This is a genomic window from Rahnella sikkimica, assembly GCF_002951615.1.
In the GTDB taxonomy this organism is placed as follows: domain Bacteria; phylum Pseudomonadota; class Gammaproteobacteria; order Enterobacterales; family Enterobacteriaceae; genus Rahnella; species Rahnella sikkimica.
Genome location: NZ_CP019062.1, coordinates 248,709 through 263,751 on the forward strand (window position 1 = coordinate 248,709; position 15,043 = coordinate 263,751).

At 53.4% G+C, this 15,043-nt stretch carries 15 protein-coding genes and 1 tRNA gene; 7 read left to right on the plus strand and 9 right to left on the minus strand.

From position 1 onward, the window contains the following. Positions 1–24: 24 nt before the first annotated feature. From BV494_RS01200 to BV494_RS01225, 5 genes are all read right to left on the minus strand, one after another. On the minus strand, positions 25–897 hold the full coding sequence (locus BV494_RS01200; protein ID WP_104921193.1) for an SMP-30/gluconolactonase/LRE family protein: 873 nt from the start codon (positions 895–897) through the stop codon (positions 25–27). Next, complete coding sequence (locus tag BV494_RS01205; RefSeq protein WP_104921194.1) at positions 894–1,544, minus strand: 2-dehydro-3-deoxy-6-phosphogalactonate aldolase; 651 nt, start codon at positions 1,542–1,544, stop codon at positions 894–896. The genes BV494_RS01200 and BV494_RS01205 overlap by 4 nt, the downstream gene beginning before the upstream one ends. Next, positions 1,541–2,446, minus strand: coding sequence for a 2-dehydro-3-deoxygalactonokinase (locus tag BV494_RS01210; RefSeq protein ID WP_104921195.1), 906 nt, complete (start codon positions 2,444–2,446; stop codon positions 1,541–1,543). Before BV494_RS01210 ends, BV494_RS01205 begins: the two co-directional genes overlap by 4 nt. Before the next feature lie 108 nt (positions 2,447–2,554). Then, positions 2,555–3,286 carry a FadR/GntR family transcriptional regulator gene (locus tag BV494_RS01215; RefSeq protein WP_104921196.1) on the minus strand — a complete coding sequence of 244 codons (732 nt, stop codon included), beginning with the start codon at positions 3,284–3,286 and terminating at the stop codon, positions 2,555–2,557. Positions 3,287–4,132: 846 nt separating this feature from the next. After that, positions 4,133–5,200, minus strand: a complete 1,068-nt coding sequence (locus BV494_RS01225; RefSeq protein ID WP_104921198.1) for a LacI family DNA-binding transcriptional regulator — start codon at positions 5,198–5,200, stop codon at positions 4,133–4,135. Between the two features lie 259 nt (positions 5,201–5,459). Here BV494_RS01225 and BV494_RS01230 point away from each other — a divergent pair, with 259 nt between their 5' ends. Genes BV494_RS01230 through BV494_RS01245 form a run of 4 tightly spaced genes read left to right on the plus strand, consistent with a single transcriptional unit; the run spans position 5,460 to position 10,357 of the window. Continuing rightward, positions 5,460–6,635 (plus strand): Gfo/Idh/MocA family protein, encoded by a 1,176-nt coding sequence (locus tag BV494_RS01230; RefSeq protein WP_104921199.1) that lies wholly within the window; start codon positions 5,460–5,462, stop codon positions 6,633–6,635. Between the two features lie 2 nt (positions 6,636–6,637). Further along, complete coding sequence (locus tag BV494_RS01235) at positions 6,638–7,705, plus strand: Gfo/Idh/MocA family protein (RefSeq protein WP_104921200.1); 1,068 nt, start codon at positions 6,638–6,640, stop codon at positions 7,703–7,705. 12 nt (positions 7,706–7,717) lie between these two features. Beyond that, positions 7,718–8,761 carry a Gfo/Idh/MocA family protein gene (locus tag BV494_RS01240; RefSeq protein WP_104921201.1) on the plus strand — a complete coding sequence of 348 codons (1,044 nt, stop codon included), beginning with the start codon at positions 7,718–7,720 and terminating at the stop codon, positions 8,759–8,761. Between the two features lie 36 nt (positions 8,762–8,797). Next, complete coding sequence (locus BV494_RS01245) at positions 8,798–10,357, plus strand: MFS transporter (RefSeq protein WP_104921202.1); 1,560 nt, start codon at positions 8,798–8,800, stop codon at positions 10,355–10,357. Between the two features lie 6 nt (positions 10,358–10,363). On the opposite strand, the gene BV494_RS01250 is transcribed toward BV494_RS01245, so the two are convergent. After that, positions 10,364–10,882: a GNAT family N-acetyltransferase gene (locus tag BV494_RS01250; protein WP_104921203.1), complete on the minus strand. Its 519-nt coding sequence runs from the start codon at positions 10,880–10,882 to the stop codon at positions 10,364–10,366. Between the two features lie 195 nt (positions 10,883–11,077). On the opposite strand from BV494_RS01250, the gene nlpA reads away from it, so the two are divergent. Beyond that, the gene (gene nlpA, locus BV494_RS01255) at positions 11,078–11,896 is read left to right on the plus strand and encodes a lipoprotein NlpA (protein WP_104921204.1); all 819 of its coding nucleotides are present in this window, start codon (positions 11,078–11,080) and stop codon (positions 11,894–11,896) included. Positions 11,897–11,987: 91 nt separating this feature from the next. Here the strand turns inward: nlpA and phoC are convergent, their stop codons facing one another. Beyond that, positions 11,988–12,728 carry an acid phosphatase PhoC gene (gene phoC / locus BV494_RS01260; protein WP_104921205.1) on the minus strand — a complete coding sequence of 247 codons (741 nt, stop codon included), beginning with the start codon at positions 12,726–12,728 and terminating at the stop codon, positions 11,988–11,990. A 274-nt stretch (positions 12,729–13,002) separates the two neighbouring features. On the opposite strand from phoC, the gene BV494_RS01265 reads away from it, so the two are divergent. Beyond that, positions 13,003–13,182: a hypothetical protein gene (locus BV494_RS01265; RefSeq protein WP_104921206.1), complete on the plus strand. Its 180-nt coding sequence runs from the start codon at positions 13,003–13,005 to the stop codon at positions 13,180–13,182. A gap of 10 nt (positions 13,183–13,192) precedes the next feature. After that, positions 13,193–13,666, plus strand: coding sequence for a type II toxin-antitoxin system death-on-curing family toxin (locus tag BV494_RS01270; RefSeq protein ID WP_104921207.1), 474 nt, complete (start codon positions 13,193–13,195; stop codon positions 13,664–13,666). A gap of 129 nt (positions 13,667–13,795) precedes the next feature. Here BV494_RS01270 and BV494_RS01275 read toward each other — a convergent pair. Continuing rightward, positions 13,796–13,870, minus strand: a tRNA-Arg gene (locus tag BV494_RS01275). Positions 13,871–13,980: 110 nt separating this feature from the next. Continuing rightward, positions 13,981–14,898: a formate/nitrite transporter family protein gene (locus BV494_RS01280; protein WP_104921208.1), complete on the minus strand. Its 918-nt coding sequence runs from the start codon at positions 14,896–14,898 to the stop codon at positions 13,981–13,983. Positions 14,899–15,043 lie beyond the last annotated feature (145 nt).

Consider the following 15,043-nt stretch of genomic DNA (forward strand, 5'->3'; position numbering starts at 1 on the left):
GATTATTTTGATTTTTATGGGTTTTTACAGGGTGAACAGGGAGGCCCGCTGTCCGGTGTAGGGCGTTTCGTAGCGCAGCAAAGCGCCATCCGTGGCGGACGGCGTTCTGAGCCCGTCGCGCGCCGAAGTGATGTATAAATCCTGAAAATTTCTGCCGCCGAAAGCGCAGCTTGAGGGCTGCATGACGGGCAAAGGGAACGTCGTGAGAAATTGCGGGGCATAATCATTAAGCTGATAAGCCGCCAGACAAGCCCCGCCCCAGCGGGCGTTGAGCAACAGGCCGGTGCGGGTTACGGCGGAGCCGTCGGCAAAAACATCGTCCGGCAGTGGCCAGGTGCGCAGCGTGGGTTTTGTGATGAGGCTGGCCGGGCTTTGGTAAAAGCAGTGCGCGAAAGTATCGATGAACCAGGCGTGACCGCCGTGCCAGACCAGCGTGTTCGGGACATGCTGATCGCCGAGCATTTTCACCGGCTGCGCGTCGCCGGTGGCGAAGCGATACCAGCCACCGATGGCGCGGGCGGCGGTGACGTCCATTGTGCTGAACCACACGGAACCGTCCGGCGCGACAGCCGCTTCGTTCGGGCGCGTGGCGGCGGTTTCCGGCCAGCCGCACAGCGGATAATGGGTGGCGGAGGCGTAATCATAGCGTTTTAAACCTTCCCCGGTGACCAGCAAAAAATGCTCCGGCCGGTCCGTCAGCAATGCGGCGCTGCACGTAAACGGCAGGGTGTGGATTTCAAACCGATCTTCCTGATACGGCCAGTAGCGCAGGATCCGCCGCTGCACGATATCGACCCAAATCAGCGATTGTGAACGGAAACACCAGACCGGCGTTTCGCCCAACTCAGCACGGTAATCGCCGATAACCGATACATTGTGCAGCACGGACGTTTTCATTGTTGCGCCGCCTGCTGCCATGCCGCCTGATACGCCAGCGCACGTTCGCGCAGGGCTGAGAGGGCGATGCCCGGCTGATACAAACCGCCGCCCAGACCAAATCCGTTTGCGCCCGCGTGCAGATAAGCGCGCATTTGCCCGGCATCGGCATTCACGCCGCCGACCGGCAGGCAAACCACTTCCGCCGGTAAAACTGCCCGCATCGCTTTGGTGACGGCAGGCGTGATTAATTCGGCAGGGAAAAACTTCAGTGCGCTGGCTCCTGCGCGCAGCGCCGCAAAGGCTTCGCCCGGTGTGGCAATGCCCGGCAAACTCAGCAGACCAAGTTCACAGGTGGCGCGGATCACCGTCGGTTCCATGTTCGGAGAGATAATCAGCTGCCCGCCCGCCTCCGCGACCTGATGCACCTGATGTTCAGTCAGCACGGTTCCCGCGCCGACAAAGCCGCGCTGGCCGGTGGTTTTCGCCATGATGGCGATGGATTCCAGCGGACGCGGGCTGTTGAGCGGCACTTCCAGGTAGGTAAACCCGCATTCGAGCAGCGTTTGTGCCACGCCCTGCGCTTCCTCCGGCGTGATGCCGCGTAAAATGGCAATCAGCGGCAACGTGCATTCCTGCCAGCGGCGGGAAAAACTCAGATAATTCATGCGGACTCTCCGTTCAGACACTGATAAATCTGCGTCATGCCCTGAATGAAGCACGCATTGCCGTCGGCAGAATTGAGGGTGATTCCGAGCTGTTTGGCGGCGCGGGTATAACGTTCCGTTAAGGCGGGTGAACCGACGATCCACGCCTGTTTGTGCGCCACGGCGTGTAATTCCGCGCCGATCAGCAGACCGGATAAATAGCTGGCGACCTGATCGGGAGCGAGTACGCCGTTCAGCCGCAAAGTGCGGGCTGAAAACAGTGCATTGCTCAGGTGTGGCGCGCGCTGCGCATGGGTGACGCCGAGGGCAAAAGCGGGTTCGTCTTCCGGCGCTGGCGGCACATCACGCCCAAGCAGTGAATGGCTGAGCATCACCGAATAAATCTCGCCGGTCATGAACGTGCTGAACTGCCGGATCTCACCGTTATGCAGCTCGGCGTGTTTGCTGTGCGTGCCGGGCAGGATCACGTACTGGCTGTTTTGCGGAGCGGGATGCCGCGCCGCCAGCCCGATCAGCTGAATTTCTTCGCCGCGCATGACGTCAGGCAAACCGAATTCATTGTTCCCGCTGACGCCCGCGACAATCCGGCACGGGCTGCCCCACGGCGTTTCCAGCACAGCGGTATATTTCGCCAGTTGCTGGCAACCGGCGGGCAGCGCGACATACGGCACTTCCTGCCAGCCCTGCTGTGAACCAACCATGCCCGCCATCAGCACTGGCAGTTGAGGGAATTCATCCAGCCAGTTGCCGATCAGCGGTTTGAGCGTGGCGGCAAACTGGCGGTCAGGCACATGCAGCAGGCCGCAGGGCGCGCTGATCTGGTCGAGGCATTCATGCTCTTTCATCAGAAACGCCCGAAAATTCGAGGTTCCCCAGTCGATGGCAATCCAGTGTTTTTTCATTCTTGAGTTACAACTCTATTAATCTTGTGTGACAAGAATGATGGGGAAAAAATAACCTTATAACTGTGAGGGAGATCGGAAGTTAGCTAATTGGGGAAAGAAAGATCGTTAAAAGAAGTGCTGATACTTTTCGGGGATTTCGCGCCAGATGTGTTTATGGGCGGCGCTCAGCAGGATGTGGCGCATACATTTACGCGCGGAATCAGCCTGTTTCAGGCGGATCGCTTCCAGCAAATCGCGGTGCTGCTGCACGGCTTCCTGCGTCAGTTGCAGGTCATCTTCGAGGGTTTGTTTGAATGACAGGAGCATAGCCGCCGACAGCGCGTTACCAACCGACGCCAGAAACGGGTTATGACACGACTGCAAAACGGCGGTGTGAAACGCCAGATCGCCTTGCTCGAATTGTACGGCAGAATTATTTTTCTGGCCGGACTGCATGGTCGCCAGCGCATCTTCAATCGCGGCCAGGTCATGACCGGTGGCATTGAGCGCGGCCATCGCCGCGACGTCCGGCTCAAAAATCAGGCGTGTGAGCATCAGCTGTTCCACCAGCTCCGATTCGATACCGACATCTTCGAGCCACGACAACACTTCGGCATCCAGAAAGCTCCACTGCTCGCGGGGCGTAACGATGCTGCGGCGCTTGGCCTGAATCAGTAACATCCCTTTCGCCCCCAGCACCTGAAGCGCATTTCGCACCGACGTGCGCGACGCTTCATACTGCTGCGCCAGCTCATTTTCCCCCGGGATCGGTAACCCGACCGCCAGCTCGCCGCGAATAATGCGCAAGGCTAAATCGCGGGTAATCGATTCTGAAACAGAAGCAGTGAGTTTGTTCATGACGATCTCGGGGGCAGGGGGCCGGTGACGGCGGTAATCGTAACATTTTAATGGGTTTGTTCCAGCATGACGTTGGGTTGCTACCCAAACTGGCTTCATTTCAAAATCAAGACCTTGGGTTGCCACCCAAACTGGCCTCAAGGAGCGCCTGTCGCCGCGCCCCTTGAGAATCCCGGGCTCTTTAACTGCGCGCTGCCGCTCGCTGGCTATGTTTCAGCCACTCTGGCTATTGCCGCAAACGCCGCCGCTACGCGGTACTTTCGCTTCGGGTTCGAACCAGCTCGAAAACAGACTCTCGCCGTTTCTCACCACTCGCTCAACATCGTTTTGAAAGCGGCCAGAGGCTATGTAATTCGAAAGATTGATGCTGGCTGGTTTGATTTGCTCCTTCACCTCTCACGAGGGGAAGGCCGGGATGGGGTGTTGGTTTTAGCGGCTCAGTGGTCTGCTAAACCCCCTCCCGGCCTCCCCATTCGCAGTGGGAGGAGCAAAGCAACCGCTCGTAAACGCTTGCACATTTAGAAAGCCTCCAGCCGCATTCAGAAAGCTTGCCGAACGAAGTGTTTCGAGACCAATGGCTCGAAACCGAGAAAGGGAACCGCGCAGCGGCAAGTTTTCGCGGCAATAATTGTGGCTGCTGAAACAATGTCAGCGAGCGAAAGCGCGTGTTTTAAAAGACGCGGAGATTCCAAAGAGGGTTCGTCATAACCCTCTTTGGTCGGTTTCGGCGCAGCGCGTTAAGTGATCACTGCGATTGATAAACCGAAACTTTCTCGATCAGCCCCTCACGGCGAGTGAGAAACCGAAATTTTCTCGGTCTGCCCCTCACGGCGAGTGAGAAAAAATTCATGATCCCACCGGCTGAGGATACAACCCCTTACGTTTCCACTTCACGTCAGCGACCGATAACCCGTGGCGAATTTTCCCCTGTAACAGCAGGTTAAATTTCGCGCCGGAAGGCCGTGTCAGGCGGCTTTGCAGGATATATACGGCTTCGCTGCCTAATTCCCGGCAGGGGAGAAGCACGGAGGTGAAATTCATCGGGGAGGTGAGTTTCATGTCGTGCTCGAAATCCATGCTCATCACGGAAATGTCTTCAGGCACCTGAATGCCCTGATCCCGCAACGCTTCTACCGTGGCGTGCGCAATCGGCGTGCTGCCGCAGATAATGGCCGACGGCAGGCATTCGCGTTTGTGCTCTTTCAGGTATTGATCGAAGCATTTACGCGCCTGCTCTTTGCCGTTGCCGTGATTGATCAGCAGATGTGTCGCTTCGTCAAAAATGACGTGGTGCTCAAGACAAGCGCGTTTAAAACCGTCCAGCCTTTGCATCATGGTTTCACGGCGCAGATCGGTGAAGAGTAATACCGGCCGGTGGCCTTTCTGAAAAAGGAAATTCGCCGCGCAATAACCAATGGAATAGTGATCCGCTGACACGCAATCAAGGCGCATCTCGCTGTCTTTCGCGTTCATCATCACCACCGGTTTATTCGATTCCGCCGCCAGACGGTAAAGCATCACGTCATCAATTCCGATGATAATGATGCCGTCCACGTCGGACTGATTCAGCGCCTGCATAAAAACCGCGATATCGGGGTCATTTACCGTCAGTGCACATTTACGGATGTGAATATCAAAGCGTGCCACTTCGGCGGTGATTTCCTGAATGGCTTCGTAATAATAGAGATCTTCATGCGGGGAAAATGCGGCAGGTGGTGCGCAAATTAACAGAGTATTCATTAACAAACGGCTGGCGGGAATGTCGCGCAAAATACCCATTGTTCTTGCATGGGTAAATACCTTTTCTTTTGCCTGCGGGCTGACATTCGATTTACCCGCCAGGACACGGGAAACAGTGCTCGGAGAAAGCCCGGTGAGCTCCGCAATTTGCCTGATTTTTAATTTTCCCGTCATTATGTGATCAACGCCTCATTGAGAGATGGACTTATTGCCACGGTTAACTGTTTGTAATTAATGAGCTATTCACCATCATAGCAAATAGCAAATAGCGCACTGCAATTCCTGTCACAAATAGCAGTTGTTGGAAAAAAAAGTCGTTACTACTCTCCTGAATAACACGATCAGAGAAAAAATATCGTATTTACCTGTCCTGAATTATTAATAAATTCAGCAAGGTGACGGTCGCCCTTCGGTTTTTATCGGGAGTAGGATAATGCTTAAAATAGCCATTATTGGTACGGGTAATATTTCACATAACCATATTCAGGGATATTTGCAGTTTGCCGATCGCTGCCAGGTGGTCGCGCTGGTGGATATTTATCCGGAGAAAGCAGAAGAGAAAAAACGGCATTACGGGCTGACCGGCGCGAAGGTTTACGCCAGTCATCAGGAAATTCTCAATGACGCCGACATTGACGTTTTTGACGTCTGCACGCCGCCGTATGTGCATGCCGAAATCTCCATTGATGCGCTGAACGCCGGAAAGCATGTGCTGTGCGAAAAGCCGATGGCCGCTTCTTTGCAGGAGTGCGATGCGATGATCCGCGCCGCGCAGGAGAGCGGAAAAACGCTTTCCATCATTGCGCAAAACCGTTTTACCGATGCGTTCTGGCGGCTGAAACAGGTGCTCGATTCCGGCGAGGCGGGCAAAGTTTGCCACGCGCAGGTCGATTCTTTCTGGTGGCGCGGCCATTCCTATTACGATCTGTGGTGGCGCGGAACCTGGGAAAAAGAGGCGGGCGGCTGCACGCTTAATCACGCGGTTCACCACATTGACGCCATTCAGTGGATGCTCGGTTTTCCTTCCGAAGTGGTGTCAATGATCACTAATGCCGCCCACGATAATGCCGAAGTGGAAGACCTTTCGGCGGCGATTTTCAAATATGATTCCGGTGCGCTGACGCAACTGACGGCCTCTGTGGTGCATCACGGGGAAGATCAGAAAATTGTCATTCAGGGCGAAAAAGCCCGGGTTTCCGCGCCGTGGGATAAATTTGCCAGCATTTCTGCCCCGAACGGTTTTCCGGTAGAAGAGCGTGACACCGCCCGCGAAAACCGTCTCGACGATATTTACCGCTCAGTGCCCAAACTGACGCACACGTTGCACACCGGCCAGATCGACAACTTCCTCACCGCACTGGAAACGCACACCGCGCCGCTTATCGACGGCGTTCAGGGCAAGCGTTCGCTGGAGCTCATCGCTGCAATTTATAAATCGGCCATCACCCGCAGTGTGGTTTCGCTGCCGATTGCGCCGTCGGATCCGTTTTATCAAACCGGCGGGCTGGTTTCGCTGGCTCCGCACTTTTATGAGAAATCGGCTTCCGTGGAGAATTTCGCCAACGAAGACGCTATCCCGCTGGGCAAAGACATGGATATTGGAGCGTAAAAATGATCAACAAAGACGGAATGAACTATGCGCCGGTGGGTAAACCGCAGCCGGTGGTGAAACCGGGCGAATTCGTGATAGCCGCCGCCGCGCTCGATCACGGGCATATCTACGGGATGTGCAACGGGCTGATTGAAGCCGGTGCCAGCCTGAAGTGGGTTTACGATCCGGATCCGGCAAAAGTGGCGAAGTTCGTCAGCCAGTATCCGCAGGTGGCGGTCGCGCCATCGCTGAGTGCCATTCTCGACGATAAAGAAGTGCAACTGGTGGCCGGTGCGGGAATTCCGTCGGAACGCTGTGCGCTCGGGCTGAAAGTGATGGACGCCGGAAAAGATTATTTCACCGACAAAGCGCCGCTCACCACGCTGGAACAGCTGGCGGCAGCAAAAGAAAAGGCGGCGAAAACTGGGCGTAAATATGCGGTGTATTACAGCGAACGTCTGCATGTGGAAAGCGCAGTGTTTGCCGGGCAGCTGGTGCAGGAAGGGGCGATTGGGCGTGTGGTTCAGACGCTCGGCACCGGCCCGCATCGCGAGGGTGAAGGGCGTCCGGACTGGTTTTACGAAAGGGATAAATTTGGCGGGATTTTGTGTGACATCGGCAGTCATCAGATTGAGCAGTTTCTGTTTTATACCGGCAACGGCAATGCCCGCGTGGTCGCGGCGCAGGCGCTGAATTTCAACCATCCGCAATACCCGAACTTTGAAGATTTTGGCGACACGATGCTGGAAGGTGAAAACGGTGCGCGCGGGTATTTCCGCTGCGACTGGTTTACGCCGGAAGGGCTCAGCACCTGGGGCGACGGGCGTCTGACGCTGCTGGGCACCGAAGGGTATATCGAGGTGCGCAAATATGTCGATATCACACGCGGCGAGCAGGACGTGGTGTATCTGGTGAATCAGGACGGCGAATTCCGTTATCCGGTTTCCGGAAAGGTCGGTTTCCCGTTCTTCGGGCAGCTCATCCTCGATTGTCTGAACCGCACCGAAAACGCCATGACGCAGGAGCACGCGTTTAAAGCCGCCGAGCTTTGCGTGCGGGCGCAGATGCTGGCGAACGGGACGTGCTGAAACGGGGGCATGATGAAAATGATTAATGCTGCCGTCATCGGCTGCGGATCCATCCATTTCTGCCACGTGGCGGCGATAGAACAGGAGCCCGCAAGCACGCTGCGGGCGATTGCCGAAATTGATATCGAAAAAGGTCGGGCGCTGGCGCAGCGGTATAATTGTGATTTTTATGCTGATTATCATGAAATGCTGCGTGACCCGCGGATTGATGTTGTGCATGTCTGTCTGCCGCATCATCTGCATCAGGAAGCCATTCTTGCTGCGCTGGCTGTCGGAAAACATGTGTTCACCGAAAAACCAGTGGCACTGAATGCCGGGGAAGTTGCCGCCATCAAACGTGCCACAACGGAAACGGACGCCCTGCTGGGTGTCTGTTATCAGAACCGCCTGAACCCGTCGAGCCGGGAAATTAAAGCGCTGCTCGACAGCGGGCAGCTCGGCAAAATGCTCAGCATCAAAGCCGTGCTGACGTGGTCGCGCAGCGGCACGTATTACACCGAAAGCCCGTGGCGCGGGCGTTTCGAAACAGAAGGCGGCAGTTTGCTGATCAACCAGGCCATTCATACGCTGGATCTTCTGCAGTGGTTTGGCGGTGGCGTGCTGGCGGTGAAAGGTGTGGTGGAGAGCAGTTTTCTCAGCGAACTCACCGAAAATGAAGATACCGCGATGGCCAGTTTTAAACTCGGCAACGGCGCGCGCGGGCTGTTTTATGCGACCAACTGCCACAGTGCGGATTCCCCGCTGCTGCTGGAAATCCATTGCGAAAAAGGGCTTTTGCAGTTGCATCACAACACCCTCTGGCTGATTGAAGGAGAAAATAAAACGCCGTTAATCAGCGATGAAAATCCGTCAGGCAGCGCAAAAAGTTACTGGGGCAACAGCCATCGTCAGGCTGTGTTTAATTTCTACCAGTCAGTGCGTGATTCCGGGAATACGCTTTATACCCAAAATAAAAATTATACCGATATTTATGACGCTGAAATCTCCCTGAATATTGTCGGGGCTGTTTACCGGTCATCTCAGTTGCGGAAATGGATAATGCTTACCGATAAATAAGAGTAATAATAACCCTACATCCACAGGATAATAAAAATGAAACCCACTGAACGAAGAGTCGGTTATGGCACCGCTATAGGCTATGGTGTAACGGATTTATTTGGTGGCGGCGCATTCGCCGTTATTGGTACGTGGTTATTATTCTTTTATACCACCTACTGCGGATTATCTGTTTTTGAAGCCGGTTCTATTTTCGCGATTGCCCGCGTTATCGACGCGATATTAAGCCCGATCATGGGGTATATCACCGATAACTTCGGCAATACCTGGCTGGGGAGAAAATTCGGGCGGCGGCGGTTTTTCCTGCTGATCAGCGCACCACTGATGTTCCTTTACGCGCTGGTCTGGGTCACCGATATGAGCTACTGGTACTATCTCGGCACCTATCTTTCTATCGAATTACTCTCCGCCATGGTGCTGGTGCCGTGGGAAACGCTCTCTTCTGAAATGACCAACCGGTTCAGCGAACGCACCCGACTTTCGGGCGTCCGCATGATTTGCTCCCAGCTTGGCGGCCTGCTGGCAGTGTCGATTCCGGGCATCCTGATGCAGTTCACCGGCAAAGATAATTCACTGACATACACCTACACCGGTATCATTTTTGCCTGCATCTTCTGCGTGGCGGTATTCACCACCTGGATGTGTACGTGGGAAGCGAAAGACGTGCGCGAGGAGTTTGAACCGGAGCCGGTCACCACCGGTGGCGGCAGTTTGTGGCATCATTTAAAAAGTCTGGTATTAGATCTCTTTTCTTCGTTCAGAATACGTATGTTCCGCCAGCATATTATTATCTATATCTTTTCGTTCACTGCGCTGGACGTTTTTGGTGCCGTCTTTACCTATTATGTGGTTTACGGGTTACATCAAAATGCTTCATCAGTTTCAGGTTATTTAAGCGTGGCCGCGCTGGTCTCTGTCCCCTCGACATTTGCATTTATGATGCTGCTGGAAAAATTAAATATGACGCCGTCGGGTGCGTTGCGGTTGTCCTACAGCATTATATTCTGTGTGCTGGCGTTTCTGTTTTATGTCTATATCACCGACATGGCGGTTTCCCTGCTGCTGTTCTCGGCGGTCTTTGCCGTATTCGGTTTCGCGCGCGCCGGGCTTTATTATATTCCGTGGAATATCTACAGCTTTATTCCCGACGTGGATGAAATCGTCACCAAAAAACGCCGCGAAGGGATATTTGCCGGTGTGATGGTATTAACGCGAAAGAGCACCGTCGCGCTGGCGATTATGCTGATTGGCGTGGTGCTGGAAGAAAGCGGTTTCGTCAAAGGGCAGGGCGTTCAGCCGGAAAGTGCGCTGCACGCGATTATCGGGCTGATGGTTTTTGCGACCGGCATTCTGCTGACCGTCAGTTTTTATATGACGTTTAAATTCAAGCTGACGCGGGACACGCACAAAACGCTGATCAAAGAAGTGGCACGCCTGAAACTCGGCGGCGACCTGAATGATTGCACGCCGGAGTGCCAGAAAGTCATCAAGGATTTGACCGGTTACGACTATCAGGAAGTGTGGGGCGGCAGTGCGACGCGCAAAACCGCCGGTCGGAAATTAGCCCCCGCACCCGGTGACACGGTAGGGCTTTAAAGGGCGTTATTCCGGCGGCGTCTGGTCGCCGCCGCCTAACGGGCGCTGCATAAACACGGTATCGAGCCAGCGCCCGTGCTTAAATCCCACCGATTTCAGGGTGCCGGTGACGGTGAAACCGGCCGCCAGATGCAGGTGAATGGACGCCAGATTCTGGCTGTCGCCGACGTTACCGATCAGCTGCCGGAAACCGTGCATTTCCGCCCAGTCCACCGCCCGGCGCAGTAAGGCTTTTCCCGCTCCGCGTTTCTGAAAACCGGGGTCAATATAAATAGAATCCTCCAGCGTATGCCGGTAAGCGTGACGCTCGCGATATCGCCCGAGGTAGCAATAGCCTTTCACTTCCCCTTCATGCAAAACCACCAGCCAGAGCAGCCCGGCGTCTTTGATTTTCTTCAGGCGCGCGGCCATTTCATCCACCGTTGGCGGCTCCGTTTCAAAGGACGCGGTGCCGTGCAAAACGTGCCAGGCATAGATTTTCTGCATTTCGGAAACGTGCTGTTCGTCCGCTTCAATAATTTCCATTCTTCCGGGCTCTCGTCAGTCATTTTTATCCAGCCTACACGTTTCGGAAAGAATCGGGCAGGGGAGTGCTGCGCATTATTTCCCGGTTATGCTTTTTTCTTCTTATTGATGCTTTTTTCGTTTTTTAAGCCGCTGCCTTGACCCTGTTATAGTCAGCGTCACTGTGGATTAAGGCTTATTTTTTAAGGAAAAAACGTGAAACTGACAATGCCGCATTTTCGGACAGGCGCTTTCGTATTACTCGCAGGATTGTTGCTGGCAGGTTGTGATCAGAAGGGCAGCGATGCGAAACACATCAAGGTCGGTGTGATTAACGGCGCGGAGCAGGATGTCGCCGAAGTCGCCAAAAAAGTCGCGAAAGAGAAATACGGGCTGGATGTCGAACTGGTCGGGTTCAGCGGTTCATTGCTGCCGAACGACGCCACGCAGCACGGCGAGCTGGATGCCAACGTTTTCCAGCATCGCCCGTTCCTCGATCAGGACAATAAAGCGCATGGCTACAATCTTGTCGCTGTCGGTAATACGTTTGTCTTCCCGATGGCCGGTTATTCGAAAAAAATCAAAACGGTCGATCAGCTGAAAGATGGCGCAACGGTGGCTATCCCCAACGATCCGACCAATCTTGGCCGTGCGCTTTTGCTGCTGCAAAAAGAGAAACTGATCACCCTGAAAGAAGGGAAAGGTCTGTTGCCGACGGCGCCGGATATCGTTGAGAACCCGCATCATCTGAACATTATGGAGCTCGAAGGCGCGCAGTTACCGCGTGTGCTGGACGACCCGAAAGTCGACGCGGCGATCATCAGCACTACATATATTCAGCAAACCGGGTTATCACCGGTCAAAGACAGCGTGTTTATCGAAGACAAAAACTCACCTTACGTGAACCTGCTGGTGACGCGCGAAGACAATAAAGACGCGGAGAACGTGAAGGAGTTTCTGAAATCTTATCAGTCGCCGGAAGTGGCAAAAGCCGCAGAGAAAATCTTCAACGGTGGCGCGGTTCCGGGCTGGTAACAGGCTGTAACGGGATGAATAAAATTTGACGCTTTTGCCTGACTGCATGTCGCCCGGCAAAAGCGTTTTGACTTTTTACGTCTTAATAAATTTACGACTTATGCTGTTTAGCAAACTCGTCTTTGGCTTTCTGCAATTGCTGCTGGAAAGCGGTGTTGGTGTGCAACGTGGCGACGACCGCCGAGCCGACAATACGCGCCGCATCTACATCGCTCTGCCAGTGATATCCGCAAATCACGCGGCTCTGGCCTAAATCAAAACCGCGCTGAAGGATTTGATCCTGACGTTGCGGGTTAATTTCCGTCAACACCAGCGCTGTCGCCCAGCCGATGGAGGTGTGACCCGACGGGTAAGATCCATTCTTAGACAATTTATCCTGATCAGTCGTGTTGCACGTCGGTACGCCGTAGAACGCGAACGGACGAATGCGCATGTACTTCTCTTTCGCAGAACGGGTCGCGAGATCGCCCGCATCTTCAATCATATTGGTCAGCAGCTTATGCAATTCCGGCGTGTCTTTCGCCGTAATCGGTGAACCAAACGCCGTGGAGAACGCATTCGCAACGCCGCCTGCGCTCAGGTTGGCATCTTCAGCCGCCAGCTTGCCGCGTTCAGTCGAACGCAGAAGCCGCCCTTGTTCGTACATCGCCTGATCGTTGAGAAATGCAATGCTGCCGACGGCCGGAGGCGGTGGAAGCAGCGCCAGGCTATTGATTGCCTGATCGTTTTTCAGATAGTACAAGTCTGGTTTGGTGGTCGCATCATTGCCGGTGAGGGCAAAGGCATTGACAGAGAAAAGTCCCGCGAGACAAAAAGTAGCCACAATCTTCATGAAAGTTTCCTTACGGACTGCTGAATTTTCATTACGGAATCATTCCCGTAACATTTGTTAACATGTGTAAGTAAAACAAATTCTTCATCAAAAAAAATGCGCGAGATCTCAAAATTGGGAATTTGTGGGTATAGGGGATTAATATCTCATGGCCCAATAAACGCTGTTTAATACAACCTAAGTTGTACTGTCAGTTCAATGTCTCTATCATGTCAGACAGTACAGTTTGTATTCTAATTCCTGCGCCGCACGGTGCTTCTGAGAGGGTAAATCTATGAGTCACGCATTGAAGAAGGCAGAGCGTTTGCTTATACCGCCTCGTGACAAAAGCGCGATAGCATCACCGCGCGCAGCGATTGGCACGGGTTATGCTCACAAAGATCAAGTCAAAAATGCTTTTGACTTTGGTTTTGTTCGCTACGAAAAAGCGATGGAAGAACTCTCAAAAGTTTAAGTAGGCGTCTATGGCTGAGATTGTTGAAGGGATTCATTATCTGTCTGTTGATGACCTGGTATACATAAACAGAACGCTAATTGAGACGCAGACCCCTGGCGAACAAATAGATGTTATTAATCCTAACGGCCTCTATTCATCTCAGGCAAGACCAAGTGCAATTAAATATTATGATCAGACCGATGATATGTTCGTGCTGTCAGCCGCACTGATCGAAAGCCTCATCCAAAACCATGCCTTTGCAAATGGTAATAAACGAACGGCTATGATGGCGGGATATATTTTTCTGTTGCTGAATGGGTATGAACTCACGGCACCAGGCGAAGAGGTAGTCGTGATTGCAGAGGGCATGGCTCGCAAAGATTATAATTGTGAAGATTTAGAAAACTGGCTTTGCTACTGGTCTCGCCATTATGACTCGAGAGACCTTTGCGGCGGCAGTTCAGTGTCAGCCATAATCACGGCAACTCAGCCGAAAATATAATAATTCTTAATATGAAATCGAGCCACCTGCGGGTGGTTTTTTGCATTATGGCCAATATTATGAACTAATAATAAAGGATGATTTTTAGAAAACTGAAAATTACGGTGAGTTACTCTGAAATGATTTAAATGGTGTCCCCTACAGGAATCGAACCTGTAACTAGCCCTTAGGAGGGGCTTGTTATATCCGTTTAACTAAGGAGACACGGACGCCAGTAGAAAGCGCCCGCGTAGTATACCCGTTTTTCTCTCAATAATAAGGCGTTAGCCTGCCGTTTGGTCGTTTCGTCGCCAGTTCTGCGATTTTATTCCTCTTCACGGTTTCGCCGCTTCCTTCTTCGCGGCTTCCTGTTCTGCTTTTTTGACGTTGGCTTTCTTCTGATTACTCATGTCGTTACGGATTTGTGCGTGGCTGATAAGCGCAAAGATAAAGGTGCCGCCCGCGATGTTTCCGGCCAGCGTCGGAAGGGCGAAAGGCCAGATAAAGTCGGTCCACGGGATTGCGCCGGAGAAGACCAGATAGAGGACTTCCACCGAGCCGACGACGATGTGCGTTAGGTCGCCGATTGCCACCATGTAGGTCATCAGCATAATTACCCACAGTTTGGCGGCTCCTGCGGAAGGGATCATCCAGACCATCGTGGCAATCAGCCAGCCGGAAACCATACCGCCGACAAACATCGCGCCGGGTCCTTTTTCCATAATTTCCATGCTGATCTCGTGAAAGGCTTTGTCGGTCTCCGGATCAAAAAATGGCACCAGATGAAACGCCAGTGCGGCAAAGCCGCCGCCGATGATGTTTCCAATCAGCACCAGCCCCCACAAACGCAGCAAGAGTGCGACGTTTTTGCCGGTCAGTTTTTGCATGACGGGCAACACGGCGGTGACGGTGTTTTCCGTAAACAGCTGCTGGCGCGCCATGATGACGATAATGAACCCGACGGTATAACCGATATTTTCAATAAAGAACCGTTCCGGCGAATCGGGCAGTCGGGCGTGAAGAATGCCTTTCGCCATCAGCGAAGCACTGATCGAAAGCCCGGCGGCAATCGCTGACCAGAGCAACGCCTGGCCGTCACGTTCCAGCTCTTTCTCGCCTTCCATACGGATAACTTCATGCACGGCGGCCGCTTTGGAGGGCAGATTCTCTTCCCCGGTTTCTATTTCCTTGCCCTGCGAATGCTCCTCGCTGTCAACGTTGGTGCTGCTCTCATGCTTTTTATCGTCGCTCATCGTTTTCCCCCGCAAAGAAATCTCAATGCTAAAAAGTGATCATCAGTAAGCATAGGCGAGGTCGGGAATTTATGAGCAGATATACAAATAAGTTACAAACCGTTAACCCACGAACCTTATGGGTCATTTTTGGGGCAATGTCTGC